Origin of the sequence: Methanoculleus frigidifontis, from assembly GCF_030464345.1 — an archaeon.
In the GTDB taxonomy this organism is placed as follows: Archaea; Halobacteriota; Methanomicrobia; order Methanomicrobiales; family Methanoculleaceae; genus Methanoculleus_A; species Methanoculleus_A frigidifontis.
This window is the reverse complement of sequence record NZ_VCYH01000001.1, coordinates 1-24,716: the sequence shown is the minus strand read 5'-3', so window position 1 is coordinate 24,716 and position 24,716 is coordinate 1. Positions and strand designations below refer to the sequence as shown.

Here is a 24,716-nt window from a genome sequence, read left to right as displayed (position 1 = left end):
GCGGCAAAGAGCATTTCCAGATCCACACCGAGATTTAGGCGGCAATTTTCCAGTCAAACACAGAAAAGAGTCGATAAAAATCCAAAAATTTGCAATATAATAACACTTTTATACTATAACAAGCATCCCCCACACTCCCCTAAGGAGGGGTTTGTATGCACAAATCAGTCTTTCTGTTGAGTACGTGCATTCTGTTCCTGCTGGCTGCACCTGCCATCGTCATGGCAGCGCCGATGGGAGAAGAGGATGCCGCTATGGACAATGAGGCGATAACAATCGTCGGCCAGGAGCTCACCATCGCCAATCAGACGGAAACGGCCGCCGCGAATCAGACCGCGGCCAACGCAACCACGGCGAACGTAACCGAAAACCAGACGGTGAACCAGACACAGAACATGACCCAGCAGAATGTAACGCAGAATCAGACAGAGAATAATACATTGGTCGATGTGATCAACCAGAATCAGAACCTGACGATCCTTGCAACCGCGATCAATGCCACCAACCTGACCGAGACGCTCTCGACGGGTGGCCCGTACACCTGTTTCGCACCGAACGACGAGGCCTTCGGGGCACTCGGCAACGACACCATCAATCAGCTCCTCAATAACACGACTGTGCTTCGCCAGATTCTGCTGTATCACACTGTTCAGGGTAACTATACCTCCGAGCAGCTGTTGAACATGACCCAGAACCAGACGATGAACCAGACGATGAATCAGACACAGAACCAGACGATGAATCAGACACAGAACCAGACGATGAATCAGACACAGAACCAGACGGCGAATCAGACACAGAATATGACGCAGCAGCAGAACGTAACCCAGAACCAGACAGCGAACCAGACCCAGAATATGACTCCGCAGCAGAATATGACCCAGGCGATGACTCAGGCGCAGAATGCAACAGAACTGCAGACACTGCTCGGGCTGAATCTGACGATCAGTCGCAACCAGTCCACCGGCATGCTGATGGTCAACAATGCCTCCGTCGTCCAGCCGGATACCAATGCCAGCAACGGCGTCATTCACACCATCGATCGGGTGCTGCTTCCTCCCGGCATGACCATGATCCGGGGTGCTGCAGCCCAGAACCAGACAATGGATAATGAGAGCATCGTGATCGTCGGCAACCAGTCCACACTCGTCATCGTCAACGATACCTCGCCGCAGGACTCCAACCAGACGGCAGGGGGTATCTTCCAGAACCTTACGACGTATAATGTGACTCTCGACAATCAGTCCGCACAGGATGGGCAGCCAGCGGCAGCTGGCGTCGTCATCGTCGGCAACCAGTCCACACTGACGTACATTAACCGTACGGTGTAGAGGCTCGAAAAACATCCGGAACATGGAGCAACGGTTCCTGCAGGGGATATACCTTCCCCGGATCACTCTTTTAAACTTCGGATGAGTCACTGCCGGAATTATAGCAGTTGCCGAACCTTCCAAAAATCAACCTGGCGACCTCTCGAATTCTGGAACACATAGCGTCCATAAACAAGAATTTACAGCCACACCAGAAATATAGTAGCATTTATATATTAACAGGGCAATCCCCGATGACCTTTACAGGGGGGACAAGCATGAAATCATATCTCTTGGCAGGAATGAGTATTCTTCTCCTGCTTATGGCATCCGCCACAGTATCGGCTGCACTATTCGACGGCCCGATGGTCGGAGAGAACGCCACGACGGACAATGCAAGCAATGCAAGCAACGTAACCACAATGCCTACGAATGCAACGGAGAATCAGACCGTTGCGGGCAACGCAACCGCGGCCATGACGGTTGCAGACGTGCTCGGGCAGCAGGAGAACCTGACGACCCTGGCGGCGGCCGTCAATGCCACCAACCTGACCGAACCGCTCAGCCAGGACGGGCCGTATACTGTCTTTGCGCCGACCGACGCGGCCTTCGAGGCACTCGGCAACGAGACCGTCGACCAGCTGATGAACGAGACCGACCGGCTCACGGCAGTCCTGCAGTATCACGTCGTCGAGGGCAATTACACCTCACAGCAGCTGATGGAGATGCTGCAGAACCAGACGATGAACCAGACCGCGAACATGACGCAGAACCAGACCGCGAACATGACGCAGGAGCAGAACGTAACCCAGAACCAGACAGCGAACCAGACAGCAAACATGACGATGGAGAATGTCACCGGCAACCAGACCATGGAGAACGTGACGGCGCAGCAACAGGCGGCGGTCATGCTGCAGACGCTGCTCGGTGAGAACCTGACGGTCAGCCAGAACCAGTCCACCGGTGACCTGATGGTCGGGAACGCCACGATCGTCATGGCGGATATCAATGCCAGCAACGGCGTCGTCCATGTCATTGATGCGGTGCTGATGCCGCCTGAAAATGTGACCGGGCAGGCGAATCAGACCGGGATGAGTATTGTCAATGTTATCGCCGAGGATGACAACCTGTCCACGCTGGGAACGGCCAGCCGCAACGCCAACCTGACCGAGACACTCGATACCGGAGGTCCGTACACCGTCTTCGCTCCGACGAACGATGCATTCGGTCAGTTGACACCGGAAGACCTCTCTGAGTTGCTCAACAACAACGAGAAACTTGCTACCGTCCTGCAGTACCACGTCGTAGAAGGGGAGTATACGGCAGACGAGATCATTGGTATGGCAGCAGGCGCCAACGCGACAAACAACACGACTGCATCCGGTTCGACCACCCTGGAGACGCTCCTTGGTGAGGACATCGTCGTAACCGTGAGCAACGGAGATATCATGGTCGAGAACGCCACTGTCGAGATGGCCAACATCGATGCCAGCAACGGCGTCATTCACACCATCGACACGGTTCTGATCCCTGAAAATGTCACACTGCAGCCAACGGGAGCAGCAGAGGCCGCCCAGGACATGACGCAGAATCAGACAACTGCCAACCAGACCGAGACTGCAACGGCCAACCAGACGGTCTAGTCTCTGCAGCAGCGGGTGATCGCTCCTCTTCAGGGGAGCGGAGTCATCCCACTTATTTTCAGGCAGCAAAGCCGCAGAAACCACACGGATTCCACAATTCCTGCTTAAAGCGTTTTGCCCAAATAAAGCCAAATTACGCGCCAATCATGACAATTACCTTCACAAAAAATAGATAGTGATGCAATTATAAAAATCTATAAATAGTTCTTCGACACTCCCCCCAAGCCCTCACAGGGGGGAGCTAGATGAGACGACACTTTGTACTGTATCTGTGCCTTCTCCTCCTCGTGGCATTGCCTGCTGCAACGCTGGCAGCGTCCCTAGGAGAAGAGAATGTCACCCTGAACAGCAGTGGAAACTTTACCATAACACCGGTAAATTCATCACAGCCGTATATTGTCAGCAATATATCGGTGCTCGGTGCACTCCAGGCAGCCTCCGAAGCAGGCGGTTTTAACTATACAGTCATCCATGCACTGCCACCAGAGCGGGGATATCTCCACATCGCCTCGATTGACGGGATTGAGAACGATGTCGTCAACGGCACGATGATGAACTGGACGTACCTCCTCAACGGAGAGCAGTTCACCGCCGGTGCTGCCCAAAAACGGGTAAATGACGGAGATAACGTCACCTTCGTCTACGGTTCTGCGACCGATGGGCAGATGATGCCAAAGGATACCCTGACCGTCTTCCCGACCATCAGCGACATGACCCAGAACCAGACGATGGATAACGTGACTCAGAACCAGACCATGGACAACGTGACCATGGACAACGTGACCCAGAACCAGACGATGGACAACGTGACTCAGAACCAGACCATGGACAACGTGACCCAGAACCAGACGATGGATAACGTGACTCAGAACCAGACCATGGACAACGTGACCCGGAACATGACCATCGTCGACCTGATCGAGCAGGAACAGAACCTGACGATGCTCTATGACGCAATCAATACCACCAACCTGACCGGAACGCTCTCGGCCGCCGGGCCGTATACCATCTTCGCACCGAACGACGCGGCCTTTGAGGCACTCGGCAACGACACCGCGAACCTCACCGCAGTCCTGCAGTATCACGTCGTGGAGGGGAACTATACCTCACAGCAACTGATGGAAATGCTACAGAACCAGACGATGAACCAGACCAACAACATGACCCGGAACCAGACAGCGAACATGACGCAGAATATGACGCAGCAGCAGAACATGACCCAGACGATGAACCAGACACAGAATGCAACGGTCATGCTGCAGACGCTGCTCGGGCAGAACCTGACGATCAGCCGGAACCAGTCCACCGGCGACCTGATGGTGAACAACGCTTCCGTCGTCCAGGCAGATTTGAACGCAAGCAACGGCGTCGTTCACGTCATCGACCAGGTGCTGATCCCGCAGAATATGACCGAGAACCAGACGCAGAATATGACCGAGAACCAGACGCAGAATATGACCGAGAACCAGACGCAGAATATGACCGAGAACCAGACGCAGAATATGACCGAGAACCAGACGCAGAATATGACCGAGAACCAGACGATGGATACTATCACACCCAACATAACCGTCACCGACCAGCCAATCGAAAACGGTTCCGTCGTCATCTCTGAGGCCATCGCCAAGCGGGACAACTGGGTAGTGATCCACGCCGAGCAGAACGACACACCCGGCCCCATCATCGGGAAGGCCCTGATATCGAGAGGAGTAAACGAGAACGTCACCGTGCAGATCGAGACTGAAAACGCGACGGAGACGCTCTACGCGATGCTCCATGTCGATGCGGGAAAGAAGGGGGCGTTTGAGTTCCCCGGCAGTGACAGACCGGAGACAGTCATGGGAGAGGTCGTCGTTCAGCCATTTAACGTGACTGGAGGCCGGATCTCGGAGAACATGACCGGGAACGAGACCATGGGCAACGTGACCGGGATGCCGAACGTGACGATTACGATGCCCGAGAACGGGTCGGGCGTGAGTGCCGGGAACGTGACGGTCGCGATCGAGGTCGCGAACTTCAGCCTCGTCGACAGCCTGGGACAATCGGCCGTGACCGGTGAAGGCCACGTCCACTACTACATGGACGTCGAGCCGCTCCCGACACAGCAGGGCAGCCCTGCGGTGCCGGAGAACGGCTCGTATGCCGTGAGCACCAACACGTCCTATACGTGGGAGAACGTCACGGCCGGCAACCACACCTTTGCAGTTCAGCTCGTCAACAACGACCACACGCCCCTCGACCCGCCGGTGACCGCGGCCGTCAACGTCACCGCAAACCAGACCGCGGAGAACGTGACAGAGAACCAGACGCGGAATATGACGCAGAACCAGACAATGAATGAAACGATGAACCAGACGATGAACATGACGGAGCAACTCCAGCTCTACGAGGGATGGAACTTCATCGCTATTCCGAAAGAACTTGCCGACGGGAACGACACGATAGAGGCTGTCTTCCAAAACGTAGACACGGCAGGCAGAGAGGTCTACCGGTTCACCCAGGCCGGCGGATGGGAGACGCTCGACAACGATACGACCCTGGAAGTACTCGACGCCTACTGGGTCTATTCGAATGAGACAACAAACGTCACCGTAAATTTCACTTCGTATCCGGTAAACGTTCCGGCGTCCAAAAACCTCACGCAGGGCTGGAGTGGCATTGGCCTCTCGGACACCGAGCCGCATACCGTAAATGAGACGTTACAGTCAGTGGAAGAGGACTGGGTCTATCTGCTCGGATATGACGCCCGGAACCAGAGCTACGAGACCGTGATCGTCAACAATGCACAGGGTAGAGAGCAGCAGATGATGCCGATGAAGGGGTACTGGCTCTTTATGCAGGAGCCCGGCACACTGGGTGCTCTCACAGCCTAACTTTTTTATGAGAATTATACGAAGTATCCGGAAGTGCACATTCCTGTCGGCATGCATTCTCCTTGGCATCATCATGGTTGCCCAGGCTACGGCCACGGCCGATGCATCCGGGGAGATGATACTCGTCCGCGCCGATGACGACACTGCAACAGTCTCCGTACCGGCTGCCGGTGTCCTGACAACGGACGATGAAACCATATCGGGTGAGGCGATCCGGCTTGAGCCGGTCGGCCAGCCGGAGGTTCTCGCGACCGCCGGGTCGACCGCCGGTACGTTCACGGGGTACGGATACCGAATTCTGCCCAAAGATCTGACATTCCATCCGCCGGCAACCCTGAAGATCATCATCAGTGCGGGCGACTGGAAGGCAGAAGGGGGTGACAACCTCTCCGTCAGGAAGTACAACACCACATCGGGCTGGGTGAAGATCCCGGTACGCGTTGATGCATCGAACAGAAGCGTTGAAGCGGCAGTGACCCAGTCAGGCATGTACGCACTCTTCGAAAACACAACGATCGATGCAGCCGGCGATTCACCCTCCGCCCTCACGAAGTCGCCGCAGAAATCATGGACGGCGCTCATCGGTCTCTGCGGCGCAGTCCTGCTGGCGATCATCTTCCGGCTGAGACGTCCATAGCGAACCGGGGAAATGAAACCTACGTTTGCCAGTTTACTCAAATTTCTCAGATTGTGCCGGAATAGAATTTGACAGTTCCAGGTATTTGGAAAAATATCTCCCGAAACTTCCTCATTTTGGACCTTGCATTTCAGGCAGACTTCGCATTCTGATAATAAAGTGTGCATTTCACTCGCAAATGTAACTCAACTGCCAAATTCTATTCGGGAGTGCCCCGGAATACTCTTGAAAAGGCATTTCAAAGAGTCCGACCGACTGTGGGCTCCTGCTCGTTCCCTTTGTGGTCACTCCTCCGGGATAAAGCGGACCGATGCAGGTGTCTTCGTGGGAGTGGGGCCAGGCGAGGGGGCCGGCCTCCTCCCCTGATACCCCTCCCCCGACGCGATTGCCGCTACGGTCCGCAATGTTCGAATGTCGCAGAGCCGCAAAAGAGCAATCACCGACACGAGGGTATCAGGTGTTTCCTGGGGGACTACCTCCTATTCTGACCATCCTGGACATTTTAGGGGCATGAAGCACCTCGAGAAACCAAATGGCAAACTTGGGATGAAAACAAAAAATGTGTTACAGGGGTCCGGGCTCCTCGTGTGCCGCCGATGCAGATGTGCCCTGCGAGAACCTGCCCATCAGAGAGAGGACGGCCGGCATGACAAGGATTGCTCCCATCAGTGAGAAACCGACCGTGATCACTGTTACGACACCGAAGTTCTTGATGATATTGAATGACGAGAGCAGGAGTGCGGAGAACCCGAAGACCGTCGTCATACCGGAGACAGTGATGGCCGTTCCGATCTTCTGAACCGCCTGCCTGATGGCATCGATCTTCTCCCTGCCCCGCCCACGCTCCTCCTGGTAGCGCTCCATGATCAGGATGGTGTACTCGGACGCGACACCGATCGTCATCGAACCGAGCGTGGCCGTCATCGGCGAGTAGTCGATCCCGAGGAGATACATGATCGCACCGTTCCAGCCGACGATGAAGATGATGGGGATGATCGGAGAGATGGCAGTAATTTTTCGGTAGACGACGATCAGGAAGAGCAGGATCAGCCCGAACCCAAGGACGGTCATCGTAATCTTGCTCTCCGCGATATCGTTCATCAGGTTGGTGAACATCTCCAGCATGCCGGTCGGCACTGCGGTGATGCCGGGCGGCGGGCTCATCCATAACAGATCGCTGTTCACCCGCTCCACCAGCGAGAGGGCGACCTCATTCTCCATCGATACAAGCCCGAACTCTATGACGGCCTCGGTGTTGCCGCTGAGGTACTGGTCGCGGGTCTCCTCAGGGATACGCTCCAGCACCGCCGCAGCCTCCTGGTCGGTCGCGGGCATCGTGCCGTTGTTGTACTGCAGGACGTAGGTGACGATGCTGGTGGCGGAGGTGATCTTATCGTTGTGCGTTATCTCGTAGTCCTGGAAGTCTTTCATCCACTCGAGGGTATCGAGCTTCGTCACCCCGTAGCCGCGGACGAATATCGGCATACTCTCGGTCGAGCCCATTACCCGCGAGACTTTATGCAGATCGACCACCGCGGGCATATCCGACGGGACAAAGGTCTCTTCGTCGGCGTTGATGGGAATCCGGCTGTCGAGCTGAACGCCTGCAACAGCAACCAGCCCGAAGATGACAATGAGCGGGATGGGGTTTTTTGCGATTCTTCCGGCAAGATTCCCAAGGAGACGGTCGTATGCCTCCATGCCCGCGCCCGTAACGGCTGAAGTGCTTTCCTTCGGCCGGTATTTGACCAGCGTGCCGAACGTGGGCACAATGACGAGCGCCGCAAGGTAACAGCAGGCCACACCGATAACGCAGATCAGACCAAAGTCGGCAACCATCGGCACCGGCGCGATCCACATGGCGATGAAGCCGAGCGACGTTGCGATCATGGCGTAGAGGATGGCGGGACCTGAATTGACCACGGTGGCCACAACCGCCTCCGGAAGGGTCGATGTCTGCATCTCCTCATCGAAGCGCGACTGGAACTGGATGGCGTAATCGATGCCGATGCCGATGAGCACCGGGAAGGCGCCGATGACCACCATACTGATGGGAATACCCGCGAGCCCCATGATCCCGAACGTCAGGATCAACCCGGATGCAACCACGAAGACCGGCAGGAACCGGTAGCGGACGTGGCCGAAGAGGAGAGCAACGGCGAGGACCATGAGCAGCATAGCCGCACCGATGAGGACGCCCATGCCGGTGCCCATCTCTTCGCTCATCTGCTTGTTGAATGCAGCGTCGCCGGAGACCGTCACCTGGACACCGGGGGGCATATCGGAGAGCACGATCCGGGATTCCATCTCATCGAGCACCTGCGTCTTGACCTCCTCGGTCAGGCCCGGCTCAAGCGTGACGATGCCGACCGTCATCAGGTTCGACGGTGCGTACCGCTCGAGAAGATCGGCCGGAACCCGCTCTTTTGCGCTGATGATCTCGGCCTGGGATCGCGGAAGTTCACCTCCATTGGCCTGTTTGACCATATCAACGATACTGGACGTCCCGGTGACATGCCGGACGCGCAGCATGTCCTGCTGGAGGCGGTCGAGGTACGCGAGTGTCTCGGGCTCAAGAACGGTATCCGACTCGATGAGCAACATCACCGCATCGGATTTGAACGTATCCATATAGGTGTCGAGCAGAGCCCCACGTGGGGTGTCCTTATCGAGGTACGTGTCGCTTCCCGTCTGCATCGTCGTGAGGCCCATGCCGTACAGCGCGATGATAAAGACAAGCATGAACACTGCGGCGACCACCGCGGGCCGCCGGTTGATGATATCCGCTATCAGATGAAATGGTGTCTTCACGCTCTCCCTCCGCTTGCCTGTATAGTTCACTCCTGACACCCATAAAGAGTTTGTTGCGAACGAGACAACATCACGACGGCGCCGGAGGCAGGGTCCTGCCGACGCCGCTGCACCGGGCATTATCACTGCATCGGCCATCCGCCGCCAGAAACAATTTTCATGCCCGGATTGCGTTTCCATGCGCATTGCGTCTTGGGAAGATGCCATGCAGCAGAAGGGATCCGCTGGCGGGCTCTCCGCCTGACCATGCGCGGCCTGACACGAGGGGATCCCGGGTGCGTCCGGGCACTCACGATCCGGTTTTTGCCCGGGAAAAAGCAGATTTCCGGCTCGTTCAAGGCCCGGGCTCTGCGCACCCAGGGCCGGCGCCCGGGAGGATGGCACCCAGAAAAAGTCCGGATGCGATCCGGGAACGCTCTCAATACGGTATACCAGATCCGGTTCGTATCCTATTCCATCGGAGGGAAAAATGAAATTATCCGGACTGAGACGGACAAATATCGCCGAAAATCAAATATTTAACGAAATATATATTAGCAAAAGTATATTTGGGGGCGATTATAAACGGTTATGTGGAACTTCACTGGTCGAGAAGAACAGCATACAGAGACGTCACCGAATCACTGCAATAACCACTGCACAAGGGAAACATGAGCATGAAATGGGTCTACACCTTCGCCGAAGGCGATGGTACGAATAAAAAACTGCTCGGGGGCAAAGGCGCCAACCTCTGCGAGATGACACAGATCGGAATCAGCGTACCGCCCGGTTTCGTCATCACCACCGAAGCCTGCAGAGCCTTCCTGGACGACCCGGAGCGCAGGCTTCCGGAAGGAATGCTTGAACAGGTGCATCATGCACTTGCAGATCTCGAAGCCGAGACCGGCCGGCAGTTCGGCAGAGGGGAGACGCCGCTCCTCATATCAGTCCGCTCCGGTTCTGCACTTTCGATGCCGGGCATGATGGACACCATCCTGAACCTCGGGCTTAACCCGAAGACGCTTCAGGGGCTGATTGCCGAGACCAGAAATGCACGGTTCGGATACGACGCGTACCGCCGCTTTATTCAGCTCTTCGGTAAAATCGCACTGGGTGTGCCGGAAGAGGATTTTGATACCGAGTTCGAGGCTGTCAAGAGAAAGGCAGGAGCAGAGCGGGACGAAGATCTCTCCTGCAACGATCTCATTGAGATAACGGAACGGTTCATGAGCGCCGTTGAAAAGAGCACCGGCAGACCCTTCCCGTCCGATCCCTACGAGCAGCTCGAGATCGCCATCAGAGCGGTCTTTGGCTCCTGGATGGGAAAACGCGCTATGGACTACCGGAGGGAGTTTAAGATTACGCCGGATATGGCCGACGGAACAGCAGTGAACGTGATGGCCATGGTCTTCGGCAACATGGGCGAGGACTCAGCCACCGGAGTTGCGTTCACCCGCGATCCGGGCACCGGTGAGAACGCCCTCTTCGGCGAGTATCTTGTGAACGCCCAGGGCGAAGATGTTGTCGCCGGGGTCAGGACGCCCAAGCCGGTGGCAGCGCTCGCTGACGAGATGCCGGAGATCTACGACCAGCTCGTCGACCTGCGTCACCGACTGGAGAACCATTACCGGGAAGTCCAGGACTTTGAGTTTACCATTCAGAAAGGGGTCCTGTACTGTCTGCAGACCAGGAACGGCAAGATGAATGCCGCCGCACTCGTCAGAACATCAGTCGACATGGCACAGTCCGGGCTCATCGAGAGAGAATACGCAATCCTGCGGGTGCAGCCTGATATGCTCGAACAACTGCTGTTCCCGCAGCTGGATACCACAGCGGAGGCAGAACCCCTGGCACAGGGACTTCCTGCATCCCCCGGCGCAGCGGTAGGGGTTGCTGTCTTCGACGCCGACCGGGCTGAAAAACTGGGGCGCACGGGGGAGCGGGTCATCCTGGTCAGGGAAGAGACGAAACCCGAAGATATTCACGGGTTCTTCGCTTCACGCGGCATCCTGACGAGCAGGGGCGGGAAGACATCGCACGCGGCCGTCGTCGCGCGGGGTATGGGCAAACCCTGCGTTGCCGGTGCCGAAGGGATCTCCGTGGACGTCCATCTGAAGAGAGCGATCGTGGGCGACCACGAATTCCATGAAGGGGACCTTATCACCATCGACGGCACGTCGGGGAACGTCTTCCTGGGAGAGGTTCCCATGATCGAGCAGGAGTTTTCGCCGGAACTCACCGTCCTCCTCTCCTGGGCGGACGAAACGGCGAGACTCCAGGTGATGGCCAACGCCGATACACCCGAGGATGCGAGAACGGCGCTGAAGTTCGGTGCCATGGGTATCGGCCTCTGCCGAACCGAGCGGATGTTCAATGATACCGATCGCCTCCCGATCGTCGTGGACATGATCGTAGCCGACACCCGGGAAGAGCGCCAGGCCGCCCTGAACAGGCTGCTCCCGATCCAGCGCGAAGACTTCAAAGGCATCTTCACGGTTATGGCTCCACGGCAGGTGACCATCCGGCTCCTTGACCCTCCGATCCATGAATTCCTGCCCGCCGAACAGCAGCTCATCGATGAACTGGACGAACTGCGTCATCTCCGCACTGTCCTGCGCGGCATCCGGGTGCTCTCGGATGCGGTGGAGTTTATGTACCGCAGCAGGGACGTGCATCCGACGGTGCAGATGCCGGCCGAGCCGGTGCTGGTCGAAGAGGCTATCCAGAAGAAGGAGGCCATGCTCACAAAGGTCCGCGCACTGCACGAGGTCAACCCCATGCTGGGCCACCGGGGAGTCAGGCTCGGCCTTACCTTCCCGGAGATCTATGCCATGCAGATCCGGGCAATCCTGGAAGCCGCGGCAGAATGCCAGAAATCCGGCATTGCAGTACACCCCGAGATCATGGTGCCCCAGGTCTGCACGGCCCAGGAGCTGAAACAGGTGAAAGACTGCGTCGAGGAGATCCGGGCTGATGTCGAGAGGGCACATCACGTGAAGCTGGACGTGAAGTTCGGCTCCATGCTGGAAGTCGTACGCGCCTGCCTGCGGGCCGAAAACCTTGCCGAGGAAGCCGAGTTCTTCTCCTTCGGCACCAACGATCTGACCCAGGCTACTTTCTCGTTCTCACGCGAGGATGCCGAGAACAAGTTCCTGCCGATGTATAACAGACGGCACATCCTGCAGGACAACCCGTTCGAGGTGCTGGACGTAAAGGGTGTGGGCCGTCTGATGGAACTCGCTGTCATGTGGGGCAGGGATGCCAGGCCGGGGATGAAGGTGGGCATCTGCGGTGAGCACGGCGGCCATCCGGATTCAATCGGGTTCTGCCACCGGATCGGCCTGTCCTATGTGTCCTGCTCGGGCTACCGGGTACCAATCGCCCGCCTGGCAGCCGCCCATGCGGCGATTCTGGACAGGACGGCAGGGCTCCAATACCCGTCGCATCGCGGGTATCAGTGCATCGGCGCCCTGTAAATCACCACATCTTTTTTTGCCGGCTCCGACACGCCTCTCCCCGTGACCGCTTCTCCGGTCCATCCACCGGCCGGCAAATCATTATCCTGCAGCGGATCAGTACTACAGGGAACGAGCATGATCCGGCATCGGCAGAGAACACGCATCCCGGGCAGGCTCCGGGCGGAGGCAGCATGTATGACATTCCGGGGGCGTTCGTCCTCGGGTTTCTCATCGGCCTGACCGGGGCGCTTGCACCGGGACCGACGCTCATCGCCACGATCAACGCGGCTCTCCGGGGTGGGTGGAGTGCAGGGCCGCGGGTGACCCTGGGCCACATCGTCGTCGAGGCCGGGATGGTGGTGCTCATCTGCGCAGGGCTTGCCGCGGTGATCGGCACCTATACCAGTCTCATCGCCGGAGTCGGCGGGACGGCTCTTGTGGTCTTCGGGCTGCTGACGGTGCGGGAGAGCCGCTCGGCATCGATCCCGGAGGGGTCAGGACATGACGCCGCAGCGCACCCCTTCATCGCCGGCGTAATGACATCGGTCTCGAATCCCTACTTCTGGATCTGGTGGTTCTCGATCGGGAGCGCGCTCCTGATCGGGGCACTCGGCGGCGGTTGGCCGGTTGCCGCTGCGTTCCTGTTCGGCCACTGGACGGCAGATCTCGGATGGCTCACCCTCGTCTCGGCAAGCATCCACCGCGGCCGGTTCTTCCTCGGGCAGCACGGATACCGCCTGACGCTCGCGGTCTGCGGGATCTTTCTGATGACATTCGGGGGATACTACCTCTCGACGCTCCTGCCGTGACACCCGTCCCGGCGCTCAAGAGTCCCTCGCAGAAGCGAGGCAAAGAAACACCAGGCGATGGATGGAACGGCACGATCGCGCTCAAGCACCCTGCCATCCCGACGGAGGCGCCGGATCATAGCCGGGGTTTTCGGATCCCTCTTTTTTCCGTCCGCCATTGCCGCGATAGGAGATGAAGGAAAGGGGTAAATAGGCGGATTGAAGATACGTGTATCATTGCATGCATGCATCAGGCGATCACCTGAAAGGGCTTCTGGAAGAGGCGAAGAGGCGGCACGACCCCCGGTTACTGGATGAGATCGCCGCCGGGATTGATGCACTGGCAGGGCAGAACCGCGACCTTGCAGACGAAGCGGCGAGGTTCAACGCTGCCTTCGCGGCTACCGGAGAATGGGTGATCGTCTACGGTGCCGACGGCCGGGTACTCGAAACAAGCCCTGCGGTCATCGACGGCCTCGCAAGGAAATCTCTGACCGGGCTAACCGCTCAGGAGGTTGCAGAAAAGTTTGCTCTGCGGCGTGCAGACGGCCGGCCGGTTGAAGCAGATGAACTGCCTGAATCACGGGCACTCGGAGGAGAGATCGTCAAGGGTATCCGGCTGGCGGCAACAGACCGGGAGGGGAGAACGCTGTTCGTCATCGCGTCTGCCGTGCCGATCGCCGGGCGGCAGGGCCGATCCGGCGCCATCGTTGTCTGGCAGGACGTCACCCACAGGGAAGAAGACCGGCGCCGCCTGGAAGAAGCAAACACCCTCCTTGAGGGCATCTTTAACGCACTCGGGGATATTGTCGGCGTCCAGCTCCCCGACCGCACTATCATACGCTATAACCGAATCGGGTACGAGATGCTCGGCAAAAACCCGGACGAAGTGCGGGGAAAAAAGTGCTACGAACTCATCGGCCGAACCACACCCTGCACCGCCTGTGCAACGGAGATCGCCATCAGGAGCAAAAGACCGGCGACGGTCGAGAAGTACGTCCCCGAACTCGGAATGCACCTTGAATGCCGGAGCAGCCCGGTAACCGATGAACAGGGCAAGATCGCTTTCATCATCGAGCACCTGCATGACGTCACCGACCGGCAGCAGGCAGTCGAAGCGCTGAGGAGAAGCGAGCAGCGGCTCTCCACCCTGCTTTCAAACCTCCTCGGGATGGCCTACCGCTGCAGAAACGATCGCAGCTGGACGATGGAGTTTTTGAGCGATGCCGTTGTCGCGATCACCGGCTACGCACCCGAAGATCTTGTTGAAAACCGGCGAGTCGCATACGCCGACCTGATCCACCCGGACGACCGCGACAAGGTCTGGCAGGAGGTGCAGGCAGCCCTCGCAGAACAGAAACCCTTCCAGACGATCTACCGCCTGACCACCCGGGCCGGCGACGAAAAATGGGTCTGGGAACAGGGGCGTGGGATCATCGGTGCAGACGGGGAGATCGCCGCCATAGAGGGATATATCACCGACATAACCCAACGGGTTCACGCCGAACAGAGACTGGCGGAGAGCGAGGAGCGCTACCGGACGATCTTCACTACGAGCCATGCGGCGATGTTGATCATCGATCCGGAGACCGGCGATATCGTGGATGCAAACCCGGCTGCGAGCGGGTACTACGGATACCCCCACGGCGTCCTGACAGCTATGAAGATCACCGAGATCAACACGCTCACGCCTGAAGAGACCTTCGCAGAGGTGCAGAAGGCTCGTACCGGCCAGAAACGCCACTTTGTGCTCCGGCACCGGCTCGCAGACGGCGAATTGAGGGATGTAGACGTCTACTCCGGGGTTGTGGTCATCCACGGCCGCAGACTCCTGCACTCGATCATCCATGATGTCACCGACCGAAGAAAGGCAGAAGAGGCGTTGCAGGAGAGTGAAAAGCGGTTCCGGAGCATCTTTGAAGAGTCTCCGATAGCCATCGGATCCTACAACGCCGAAGGCCACTTTGTCGACATCAACCCGGCGGGGCTTCGCATCTTCGGTGTTCTCGATAAGCAGGAACTTGAGCGGTTCAACCTTTTTTCCGACCCGAACCTCCCGGAGGCGGAACGCCACAGACTGAAGCAGGGCGAGACGGTGCACTACATCGCAGAGTTCGACTTCGACAGAATCAGGGAGCATAACCTCTACCGGACGTCAAGGTCAGGCACGCGCCACTTCGATGTCCTGATCACCAGAATGATCTCCGGGGATGGGAGAATTCCACACAGCTACGTGGTGCTGGTTCAGGACATCACCGAGCGGGTTTCGGCGATCCACCGCATCGAGCAGAACATGGAGCAGTTTGCCATCCTCGGCGATCACGTCCGCCACCCCCTGCAGGTGATCCTGGCACGGGCGGATCTGATGGAGGATCAGGAGACGGCAGAGAAGTTACGCGAGCAGGTCCGGCGGATCAACGCACTCATCAGGGAACTTGACGCCGGATGGGTCGAGAGCAGGAAGATCCGGGAGTTCCTCCGCAGAAACGAACTGGCGTGACAGTGCCCTGCACAGGGTGACCGACCGGGTGAAGAGTGCTCCCAGAGCGTACAGCAAGCGGTTACGCGGCGGCCGTTACACGCCGCAGAGTGAACCGGACTGCCGCTCCCGCTTCGGGATGGCCGGCAACTCGATCTTCTGCCCATATCCTGCCGCCGTAGCGCTCAATAAGCATCCGCGATATATAAAGGCCAAGCCCCTTGCCGCTCTTTTTGCTCGTGCCCCTCCGGAAACGGTTGAAGATATTGGGCTTCATGGCGTCCGGGATGCCCGGGCCGGTATCCTCGACCGAGACGCACGCCTCATCGCCACGGTCATCCACTCTGATGACGATCTCGACCTCAGATCCGGCGAACTTGACGGCATTCCCGATCAGGTTATTCAGGACCGTCCCGAGGAGGGCGTCGGCATACACCATCATCCCGGACGATTCATACAGGATTGAGGCTCCCGGGAAGCGGGCTGCGGCGTTTCTGATAACGCCGTCGAGGGGGACCGGCGTGAGCTTCGGCTCCTCCTCATGGATTCTCCGGATCGTGGATACGTTGTTGATGATCTCGATGCTCTGCTGGATGCTCTGCTCCACGCGGCGTGCAAACTGGACGTCGTCTCCGTCCGCGGTCTCGATCATCAACTGAGCATACCCGAGCGCCACGGAGTTGACGTTGTTGATGTCGTGGGTGATGATGTCGAGGTAGAGGTTTGCCTTCGCGATCTCACCCTCCAGTTTCTGCTGCAGGATACCCTTCCAGATCGCCCCGCCGATCTCCCGGCCGATGGATTCCAGGGTGACCCGGATCTCCGGGGTGAAGGCCCGCTCTTCGGTATCGAAGACGTACAGGCCCCCGATCACCCTTCCCTGCGCCACCAGGGGCACCGCAGCAGCCGACCGGACGCCCATCACCTCCAGTGCCTCAAGCGATCGGCCGTAATCAATGAGCGCCGGCCAGTCCTCTGCATACATCGCTTTCCCATCCAGGTATATCCGCGACGACGGCTCGTGCCGTGCCGAAATCGTCTTGCTTATGAGCCCTTCCGGGATCCCCTTTGCGGTCCGAAGTTCTGCAGCAGATGCATCCTCGGAGAGCAGGTAGATCGCACCGCCTGAAAACTCCAGCAGTCCAAGTGTTTTATCGAGGATTACCGCAAGCATCGACTCAAGAGTGAGAGCGGAGGTGCTCACGCCGGTGATCTGGTTTAAGATGAAGAACTGTTTGATATGCCGCTCAACCTCTTCCTTCGCCGTCTTCTCGTCGTGTATATCATAGCAGGTGCCGATATATCCGCCGAAGGCGCCGTCGATCTCATAGACGGGTTTTCCGTGGTCGAGAATCCATCGGTACGTTCCGTCACGGTAGCGCAGCCGATACTCCATCCTGAACGGAAAACGCCCTGCAAACTTCTCCCGGAACGTCTGCAGGCAGCGCTCGACGTCTTCCGGGTGTACTCCTGCCGCCCACCCGTCACCGAGCTCCTCCGCACGCATCCGCCCGGTGAAGCCAAGCCAGGCATCGTTGACGTAGTTGACAGCACCAAGGGCATCCGTCCGCCAGATAGGATTTGGTAACTGGTCGAAGATCGTCAGGTAAAAGTCCCGTGAGCGCTGCAGGGCATCCGCCATCTCCCGCTGCCGGGTGTGGACGGCACGCTGGTTTCTGATCAGGGCATACCCGAGAACCGCAGCCATGGCCGTCACAAAGAAAATCGTGATAAGGTGAGACTCCCACTTTGAGATATCGGGAAGAAAAAACTCCTTCATTGCCTCGTACAGTGTCATCCCGAGCAGGGCGACGACTATCACAACGGCCAGCATGGCGGCGGATACTCCGGCTGCATCTCCTGCTGATGCTCCCGGCGGAGGAGAGGACGGCACCATTCGTTCTTACATATGTACCTGATCAAAAAGGAATACCTTTCGGTTAGGATGGTTCTCTACTAGGCACTCCCTCACAAAACCGGGATTCCAGCACGGAGAACAGCTTCCCGAAAGATACCCGGGAAGCGGCGTTTGGAGGGGTTTCAGATATATCGGACATATCAAACTTTCTCAACCACTGCAACTGCAAAGAAGTTGTTTCAGCGGCATTGAAAACTTTCAAGGGAATTGTTTTCAAAAATCCGCCCCGAATATCCCGGAACGTTTATCGTGTGGAACAGTAACGATACCTACTGGAACGCATATCGGGGATGGGCAATGGAAGACGGGGTACCGATTCATATTCTTCACGTCGACGACGAAGAGAGCCTGCTCGATATAACCCGGATCTACCTGGAGCAGCGGGAGCAGATACGGGTGACGTCGTCGGTCTCCGCAACAGATGCGCTCAAAGATATCCGAACAGGACGTTTCGACGCCATCGTCTCCGATTATCAGATGCCCGATATCGACGGGATTGAGTTTCTGCGGCGCATTCGCGCTGCCGGTATAGATACGCCATTCCTTATCTTCACCGGCAGGGGCCGGGAAGAGGTGGTCATCGAGGCGCTCAACGCCGGAGCGGATTTCTACGTGCAGAAAGGCGGCAGGCCAGGATCCCAGTTCGCCGAACTCGCTCACAAAATACGAAGAGCCGTCGAACGCCGGAGGGCGGAACGGTCACTGAAGAGCAGCGAAGAGAACTTCAGGACAATCTTCGAGACTGCTCCGGACCTCATCCTCTCAGTTGACCGGTCGGGCACCATCGTTGAGTGCAACTCCCGGATCACTGACGTCCTCGGCTATACCCGGAAAGAGATCATCGGCAAGCCTATCGACGCATTTGTCCATACCGATTCCTTTCCAAGCACCCGCGAAACCCTGTCGGCCACACTCGACCGGGGTTCTGTCCGGAACCTGCAGTGCAGAATGATCCGAAACGGCGGGGGCACCCGGAACGTCCGCATCAACTCCTCCGCCATCAGGAACCAGGACGGCGAATACTACCGGTCGGTCTGCATCATCGAAAACGTCACCCGGCGGAAACAGGCACAGAAAGAGGTTCTCGCCGAGAAGGAGCGCCTCAAAGTCACCCTCAGATCGATCGGCGACGGCGTGATCGTCACCGACACCGACGGGCGCATCGTTCTGATCAACCGCGTGGCCGAGGAACTGACGGGGTGGAGCGAGGAGGCTGCATCAGGAAGGCCGCTTTCGGAGGTCTTTGTCATCATCAATGAGGAGACCCGTGCACCCTGCGAAAACCCGGTTGAAAAAGTCCTCGAATCCGGGAAGATCATCGGCCTTGCAAACCACACCGCCCTGATCGCCCGGGACGGCACCGAACGGCTGATCGCCGACTCGGGAGCACCCGTCCGCGACGGTGGAGGAGAGATCATCGGCGTCGTCCTGGTCTTCCGCGACGTCACCGAAGAGCGGCGGAGAGATGAGGAGATCCGCCGCTACGAACGGGAGTACCGCCAGCTCGCCGACCACCTGCCGCATATCGTCTACAAGGCGGACACTGATGGCAACATCATCTTCATGAACCAGAGCGGTCTTGCGGCATTCGAGGTCACCGAAGAGGCTATCCTCAATCAGCCGTTCATGCCGAACATTCACCCGGACGACCTCCCGGCAGGGCTCAGGGTGTTTGATGACCTGCTGACGACCGGAACACCCATCACCAACTTTGAATGCCGGTTCGTCGCCCGGCGGGGGACGGGAAGAGTCTTTCCGGTGATCACGAACGTGACCGCCATCAGGGACAGCGAAGGGCGGATCACCGGCACCCAGGGGATTGCGCTCGACATCTCGGAGAAGAAGAAGATTGAGGACACCCTCCGGGAGCGGGAGGAGAAACTGCGGTTTCTGCTCAACCAGTTGCCGGTCACCCTCTGGACGACCGATACCGACCTCATCTTCACCTCATCCCTCGGTGCGGCCCTGGCATCACTCAGCCTTGCGCCCAATCAGGTCGTCGGAATGCCGCTTCAGGAGTTTTACCGAGATTACCCGGGCGCTCATACCGCACTTGCCTGCCACCACCAGGCACTCTCCGGCGACATGGTCAGATTTGAAACAGAGTTCGCCGACACCTCGTTTTCCGTGCAGATTGCACCCCTGCGGGATACGGCGGGCACGATCATCGGTACACTCGGCATCGCCTCCGACATCACACCGCTCAAAGAGGCAGAGGCAGAGCTCCGGGAGGCAAAGGAACGCCTGCAGTTTGCTCTCGAGGGAGCGGACGTAGGAGTCTGGGACTGGAATCTCGCTTCGGGAAGCGTGGCCCTGAACCGGCGGGCCATGGAGATCTTAAACCTCGTTGAGGAGGGAACGGATGGGGGAACGGCTAACGGCGGGTATACTCTCCCGTCGGCGACGCTCCCGCCGATCAACGATGCGCTGCAGCGACACCTGGAGGGCAGGGGTGCGGTCTACGAGCAGGATCACCGTATCTCCGGCAAAGAGGGGCAACGACGCTGGATCAGCCAGGTCGGAAAGGTGATTGCAACAGGTCCCGGCGGAGAGCCGCTTCGGATGACCGGCATTGTCCGCGACGTAACGCAGCAGCGGCAGTACCAGGAGATGCTGGCAGAGGCAAACCGGAAGCTAAACCTGCTTGCCGGCATCACCCGGCACGACATCTTAAACCAGATCACCATTCTCTCGGCATACCTGGAGTTGCTGGAGGAAAGCTACGGCAGCGATCCCGGCATCTCCCAGAGTCTGGAGAGTATCCGGCACGCTTCGAAGACAATCCAGGCACAGATATCCTTCACCCGGGACTATGGAAATATCGGTGTGGAAGTACCGGAATGGCAGCCGGTTCAGACCCTGATCCATCGGGCTGCAGTACAGGCGGAATTAAGCGGCATTGCATTGGAGATCGGGACCGGCGATCTCAGGATCTTCGCGGATCCGCTGCTTGAAAAGGTCTTCTTCAGTCTCATCGACAATGCAATCCGTCACGGCAGTCGTGTGACCAGGATCAGGGTTTCGTTCCGGCAAGACGGGGACACCGGTCTCCTGACATTTGAGGACGACGGGGAGGGTGTGCCCGCATCGATCAAGGAGAAGATCTTCAGACGGGGGTTTGGAAAGAATACCGGCTACGGGCTTTTCCTTGCGCAGGAGATTCTGCACCTGAACGACTGCGTCATCCGCGAGGCCGGCGTCGAGGGTGCCGGCGCGCGGTTCGAGATCGTCGTGCCGAAAGGCCGGTACTGCACCTCTACGGAGTGCACCTGAGCACCTTCTGCTCGTTAATCTTCCTAGAACCGCGTTTTCAAAAGACACTCGCTCTTCCGCCGGGAACCTCCTGTAGAGGAATTGGAAAAAGCCGTTAATTAATTCAAGATATCTCAATAGCAGTGAAATTTAGTAAACCATATAAGGGAGAAAAATAAGTGTACAGTTGGTGCTGATATGAGCAAAGAGGATTACCTTGAAAACACCAATTGTATTGGAGTACATTAACTCCAATAATACCCAATCATCAAAGTGTAAATCTTCTTCTAGGTTTGATACTGGGAAGTAGCGTGTAGTCCTGTTACTAAAACAATGGTTTTAGAGCTTTTGACAATGAATAATGATGATAAAAATATTGCACTTATTAATTGTCCTTTGTCACTGGGAAATGCTTTTTTCAATGAAAATCAGTCGGTTCATCCTCCCATTGGCTCTGCTTCGATCGCAGGCTCGCTCCTCAAAGAAGGTTTCCAGGTAAAATGCTATGATTTTGATGTATTAATCAATAAAGATATCACTGAAATTTGTCCTGAAGCTCAGTGCAACGATTTAAAAATTGCAATCAAACATCGGAATCTATTTTCCAGCGTTGTTACGCAACAAGCGCTATTAAAAGATAAAATTTTCCCTGAAATATATCTTTTTGATAGATTGGCAACACATTATGCTTCGATATTGATCGATTCATTTGATGTAGTTAGCTTTTCACTCATGTACTTCAATGAAACGCTATCACTTTTTACAGCAAAAAAATTAAAGGAGATGCAGCCTAACATTGACATCATCCTTGGAGGCCCTCAAACAATGTTAATGAGGGACGTCTACTTCAAATTTAATTTCATTGATGCGGTTTTTATCGGTGAAGGCGAGAAAAGTATTGTTAATTGGATGAACAACCGATTATCTTATGATAAGCAAATTCCATCAAAAAAAACACATACCCCCGAATCAACAGGTTTCTATTACCGAAATGGAAACCAAGACGTTTACTTTTCCCGTGTCGAGCAAATAAAGACTCTTGACGAATTACCTTCGCCATATTTTGATGATTATATCGAGCACACCAACACATACTTACTGAAAAAAACCCTCCCAATAGAGTTCTCAAGAGGTTGTATTGGAAAATGTGCATTCTGTTCGGATAGATACTATTTTAAAGGTTTTAGGACGAAGTCCGCAGAAAAAATTTTTGATGAGATTCTTATGAATATTTCAAAATATGGTATTAACAGATTTGAGGTATCAGGCCTTCTAATCAATGGGGATCCAAGTATCTTAGAAGATCTGTGTGATTTAATTATTGAAGATGATGTCATTGTACACATCTCTGGAAGAGCAAAAATTGACAAACTACCTAGAAACTTAATAAAAAAACTTGGCTTGGCGGGCTTTGAAAAATTAAGTATAGGTATTGAAAGTGGTAGCAGGAAAATTTTAGAGAAAATGAAAAAAATTCATCCTGCGAATATCACAGAAGTTCTTGGCCAATTATCTTCAAATCACATAGACATTCATGCATATTTTATGGTTGGCTTCCCTGGAGAGACAGCTGATGACATTGCAGAAACAGTAAAGTTCATTAATGAGAACTCTAATTTCATCACAGCAGCTTCAATATCTCCATTTACATTGGTTTCACCTTCATATATCTCTTTACATCCAGAAGAATTTGGCTTGGAAATTACAGAGTTTACCATCGCACTAATAGACGAATTCAAGGACTACAATGAAAAGATGAGGGACCTTCATAATTTGACATCAAGAATAGACAATTGCGCTTTCCAAGAGGCGTTTGAGATGTTAATAAGAGAATTTAACAAGAATAGTATTGATCTTGATGTGCTCACAAAACATCAGGTTGGAATTCGATATTTTTTCAATAATTCTGACATATTTCATTATTACATTCAAAACATCCATGAATTCATCTCTTCGAATGACGAGCCCTTTTCTCAAAGAAATAATTCATTTAATCAACTCATTCAAGGATCAAGAATAATTTGCCCATTTTGCAATAGCGCTGTTAGCTTGAATAAGACATGCAAATGTGGGGTTAATGTCACAAGAGAACTGTTACATCAACATTTTACCAAAAAAATGAAAGAACTTGGATTTGACAGCAATGCGTGCCCAATTAAATAATAATCGAGAGAATTTCAAACAACCCTCATCTGCTGCGTTAGAGCCTATAGTTCGGTAGCGTAACGAAATTTCTGTAGAATTGGCTTTGTAGAAATCGTACTTGGGCTTGCCCGGTGAGTTCAGCGAAGTTGTTATGAGAATGGGAGCTCCTTGTTTATAGTTCTTGGCGCTACCCTTTTGAACCTTGAAGTACCTGAGCCTTCATGACCGGGCAGGAGCAGATCGCGATCGTGAAACACGTTCCCTTTTCTGTTTTGAAGAAACGGATCAAACACCACAAAGGATTGCCTGAAGTGCTGCCGCGCCTTCTGTTTATCCGGCTGCGGTATAAGGGAATGAGTGTCGTCAAAGCAGCTGACGCTGTCGGTGTCTCCGGCCAGACGGGCTACAACTGGCAGGAGCGCTGGAACGCCGACAGTTTTGAGGGACTGGTTCCGCGCTATGCCGGTGGCCATCCTTCAAAACTCACGGACGAGCAGAAAGCCGAGTTGCTGGAGTTGTTGCAGGAGCAGGATCACTGGACGACTGTCGAAGCGCAGCGTCTGATCCAGTCTCACTTCGGCATAGACTACAGCCAGGATCAGGTCAGGCGGATCCTGAAATCGTTTGGCATGCACTACGGGAAACCCTACCCGCGCGATCACCGCAGGCCCGGAGATGCAGAGAAGATTCTCAAAAAAAAATGCCGCGCATGAGCAAGCATACGGTCATCGGGTTCCTGGATGAGTGTTCTCCGCAAACCACGGCCAATACCCGGCGGATGTGGTCGTTCGACCACCCGCCGTTCGTGAAGAATACCGAAAAGATCCGGGCAAATACCTTTGCCGTCCTCGCCGTCAACGGCACCTCCATCATCACCTTCCGGGAGCGCTCCAAACAGGAGGACATCCGGGAGGTGTTGAGAGCGTACAGAAGAGCGAATCCCGGCAAACGGCTCATCATCGTCCTCGACAATTTCAGCTCCCATCATGCTGTTCTCGTCAGGCAGTACGCCGCCGGCAACAACATCCGTCTTGTGCACATTCCACCGTATTCCCCGGATCTCAATCCCATTGAACAGGTCTGGCGGGCGATCAAGCGGGAGGTCTCGGCGACGTTCGTTACGGGCTATGAGCACATGACTGCCACGATTGCACGAGCATTTGAGAAACTGGCGGCGAAGCGAACCTATTGGGAAAAATGGGTGAAGAAATTCCTGAGTCCGAAGTATGCTTCAAAGCTGTTGAGCGAGTAACTATATCCGACCAAAGACAAAAGCAAGGAGCTACTCTTAGTGTTATCGTCCCAGTATATCAGATTAACCGAGGCAGCTCTGTCTGCCGTCAAGGCGTCCCACATTCCGCTCTATTCCTGCAAATACTCGAAGAAAACCTACACCCAGCACCAACTGCTGGTTCTCTTGCTG

Annotated in this window: 11 protein-coding genes and 2 pseudogenes; 11 read left to right on the top strand and 2 right to left on the bottom strand. The window is 55.8% G+C overall.

Annotation, left to right across the window (positions count from 1 at the left end; all coding sequences use genetic code 11):
• Window positions 1–155 precede the first annotated feature (155 nt).
• The 4 genes from FGU65_RS00065 to FGU65_RS00050 all read left to right on the top strand — a co-directional run bounded on the left by FGU65_RS00065 (window position 156) and on the right by FGU65_RS00050 (window position 6,463).
• Window positions 156–1,331, top strand: coding sequence for a fasciclin domain-containing protein (locus tag FGU65_RS00065; RefSeq protein WP_301662363.1), 1,176 nt, complete (start codon window positions 156–158; stop codon window positions 1,329–1,331).
• A gap of 281 nt (window positions 1,332–1,612) precedes the next feature.
• Complete coding sequence (locus FGU65_RS00060; RefSeq protein WP_301662362.1) at window positions 1,613–2,953, top strand: fasciclin domain-containing protein; 1,341 nt, start codon at window positions 1,613–1,615, stop codon at window positions 2,951–2,953.
• Between the two features lie 245 nt (window positions 2,954–3,198).
• Window positions 3,199–5,826: a fasciclin domain-containing protein gene (locus FGU65_RS00055; RefSeq protein ID WP_301662361.1), complete on the top strand. Its 2,628-nt coding sequence runs from the start codon at window positions 3,199–3,201 to the stop codon at window positions 5,824–5,826.
• A gap of 73 nt (window positions 5,827–5,899) precedes the next feature.
• Entirely contained in the window at window positions 5,900–6,463 is a 564-nt protein-coding gene (locus FGU65_RS00050) for a hypothetical protein (protein ID WP_301662360.1), read from the top strand.
• A gap of 564 nt (window positions 6,464–7,027) precedes the next feature.
• Here the strand turns inward: FGU65_RS00050 and FGU65_RS00045 are convergent.
• The gene (locus tag FGU65_RS00045; protein ID WP_301662359.1) at window positions 7,028–9,274 is read right to left on the bottom strand and encodes an efflux RND transporter permease subunit; all 2,247 of its coding nucleotides are present in this window, start codon (window positions 9,272–9,274) and stop codon (window positions 7,028–7,030) included.
• 650 nt (window positions 9,275–9,924) lie between these two features.
• Between FGU65_RS00045 and ppdK the strand changes: the two genes are divergently transcribed.
• The 3 genes from ppdK (at window position 9,925) to FGU65_RS00030 (ending at window position 15,999) form a co-directional block, all read left to right on the top strand.
• Window positions 9,925–12,729 carry a pyruvate, phosphate dikinase gene (gene ppdK / locus FGU65_RS00040; RefSeq protein ID WP_301662358.1) on the top strand — a complete coding sequence of 935 codons (2,805 nt, stop codon included), beginning with the start codon at window positions 9,925–9,927 and terminating at the stop codon, window positions 12,727–12,729.
• Between the two features lie 173 nt (window positions 12,730–12,902).
• Window positions 12,903–13,520: a LysE family translocator gene (locus FGU65_RS00035; RefSeq protein ID WP_301662357.1), complete on the top strand. Its 618-nt coding sequence runs from the start codon at window positions 12,903–12,905 to the stop codon at window positions 13,518–13,520.
• 220 nt (window positions 13,521–13,740) lie between these two features.
• Window positions 13,741–15,999, top strand: a complete 2,259-nt coding sequence (locus FGU65_RS00030; RefSeq protein ID WP_301662356.1) for a PAS domain S-box protein — start codon at window positions 13,741–13,743, stop codon at window positions 15,997–15,999.
• Between the two features lie 61 nt (window positions 16,000–16,060).
• On the opposite strand, the gene FGU65_RS00025 is transcribed toward FGU65_RS00030, so the two are convergent.
• Window positions 16,061–17,812, bottom strand: a complete 1,752-nt coding sequence (locus tag FGU65_RS00025; RefSeq protein ID WP_301662355.1) for a sensor histidine kinase — start codon at window positions 17,810–17,812, stop codon at window positions 16,061–16,063.
• Window positions 17,813–18,193: 381 nt separating this feature from the next.
• On the opposite strand from FGU65_RS00025, the gene FGU65_RS00020 reads away from it, so the two are divergent.
• From FGU65_RS00020 to FGU65_RS15955, 4 genes and pseudogenes are all read left to right on the top strand, one after another.
• Window positions 18,194–21,169 (top strand): PAS domain S-box protein, encoded by a 2,976-nt coding sequence (locus FGU65_RS00020; RefSeq protein WP_301662354.1) that lies wholly within the window; start codon window positions 18,194–18,196, stop codon window positions 21,167–21,169.
• Window positions 21,170–21,502: 333 nt separating this feature from the next.
• A complete protein-coding gene (locus FGU65_RS00015) occupies window positions 21,503–23,311 on the top strand; it encodes a B12-binding domain-containing radical SAM protein (protein WP_301662353.1) in 1,809 nt (602 codons plus the stop codon).
• 203 nt (window positions 23,312–23,514) lie between these two features.
• A pseudogene (locus FGU65_RS15835) lies at window positions 23,515–24,545 on the top strand (IS630 family transposase).
• 57 nt (window positions 24,546–24,602) lie between these two features.
• Window positions 24,603–24,716: pseudogene (locus FGU65_RS15955) on the top strand (IS5/IS1182 family transposase); the annotation flags it as partial.

What these genes read in the sequence shown, in the direction of transcription:
- FGU65_RS00065 (WP_301662363.1), top strand. Translation starts at nt 156, where the DNA reads ATGCACAAATCAGTCTTTCTGTTGAGTACGTGCATTCTGTTCCTGCTG.
- FGU65_RS00060 (WP_301662362.1), top strand. Translation starts at nt 1,613, where the DNA reads ATGAGTATTCTTCTCCTGCTTATGGCATCCGCCACAGTATCGGCTGCA.
- FGU65_RS00055 (WP_301662361.1), top strand. Translation starts at nt 3,199, where the DNA reads ATGAGACGACACTTTGTACTGTATCTGTGCCTTCTCCTCCTCGTGGCA.
- FGU65_RS00050 (WP_301662360.1), top strand. Translation starts at nt 5,900, where the DNA reads ATGGTTGCCCAGGCTACGGCCACGGCCGATGCATCCGGGGAGATGATA.
- ppdK (WP_301662358.1), top strand. Translation starts at nt 9,925, where the DNA reads ATGAGCATGAAATGGGTCTACACCTTCGCCGAAGGCGATGGTACGAAT.
- FGU65_RS00035 (WP_301662357.1), top strand. Translation starts at nt 12,903, where the DNA reads ATGTATGACATTCCGGGGGCGTTCGTCCTCGGGTTTCTCATCGGCCTG.
- FGU65_RS00030 (WP_301662356.1), top strand. Translation starts at nt 13,741, where the DNA reads ATGCATGCATCAGGCGATCACCTGAAAGGGCTTCTGGAAGAGGCGAAG.
- FGU65_RS00025 (WP_301662355.1), bottom strand. Translation starts at nt 17,812, where the DNA reads ATGCTGGCCGTTGTGATAGTCGTCGCCCTGCTCGGGATGACACTGTAC.
- FGU65_RS00020 (WP_301662354.1), top strand. Translation starts at nt 18,194, where the DNA reads ATGGAAGACGGGGTACCGATTCATATTCTTCACGTCGACGACGAAGAG.
- FGU65_RS00015 (WP_301662353.1), top strand. Translation starts at nt 21,503, where the DNA reads ATGAATAATGATGATAAAAATATTGCACTTATTAATTGTCCTTTGTCA.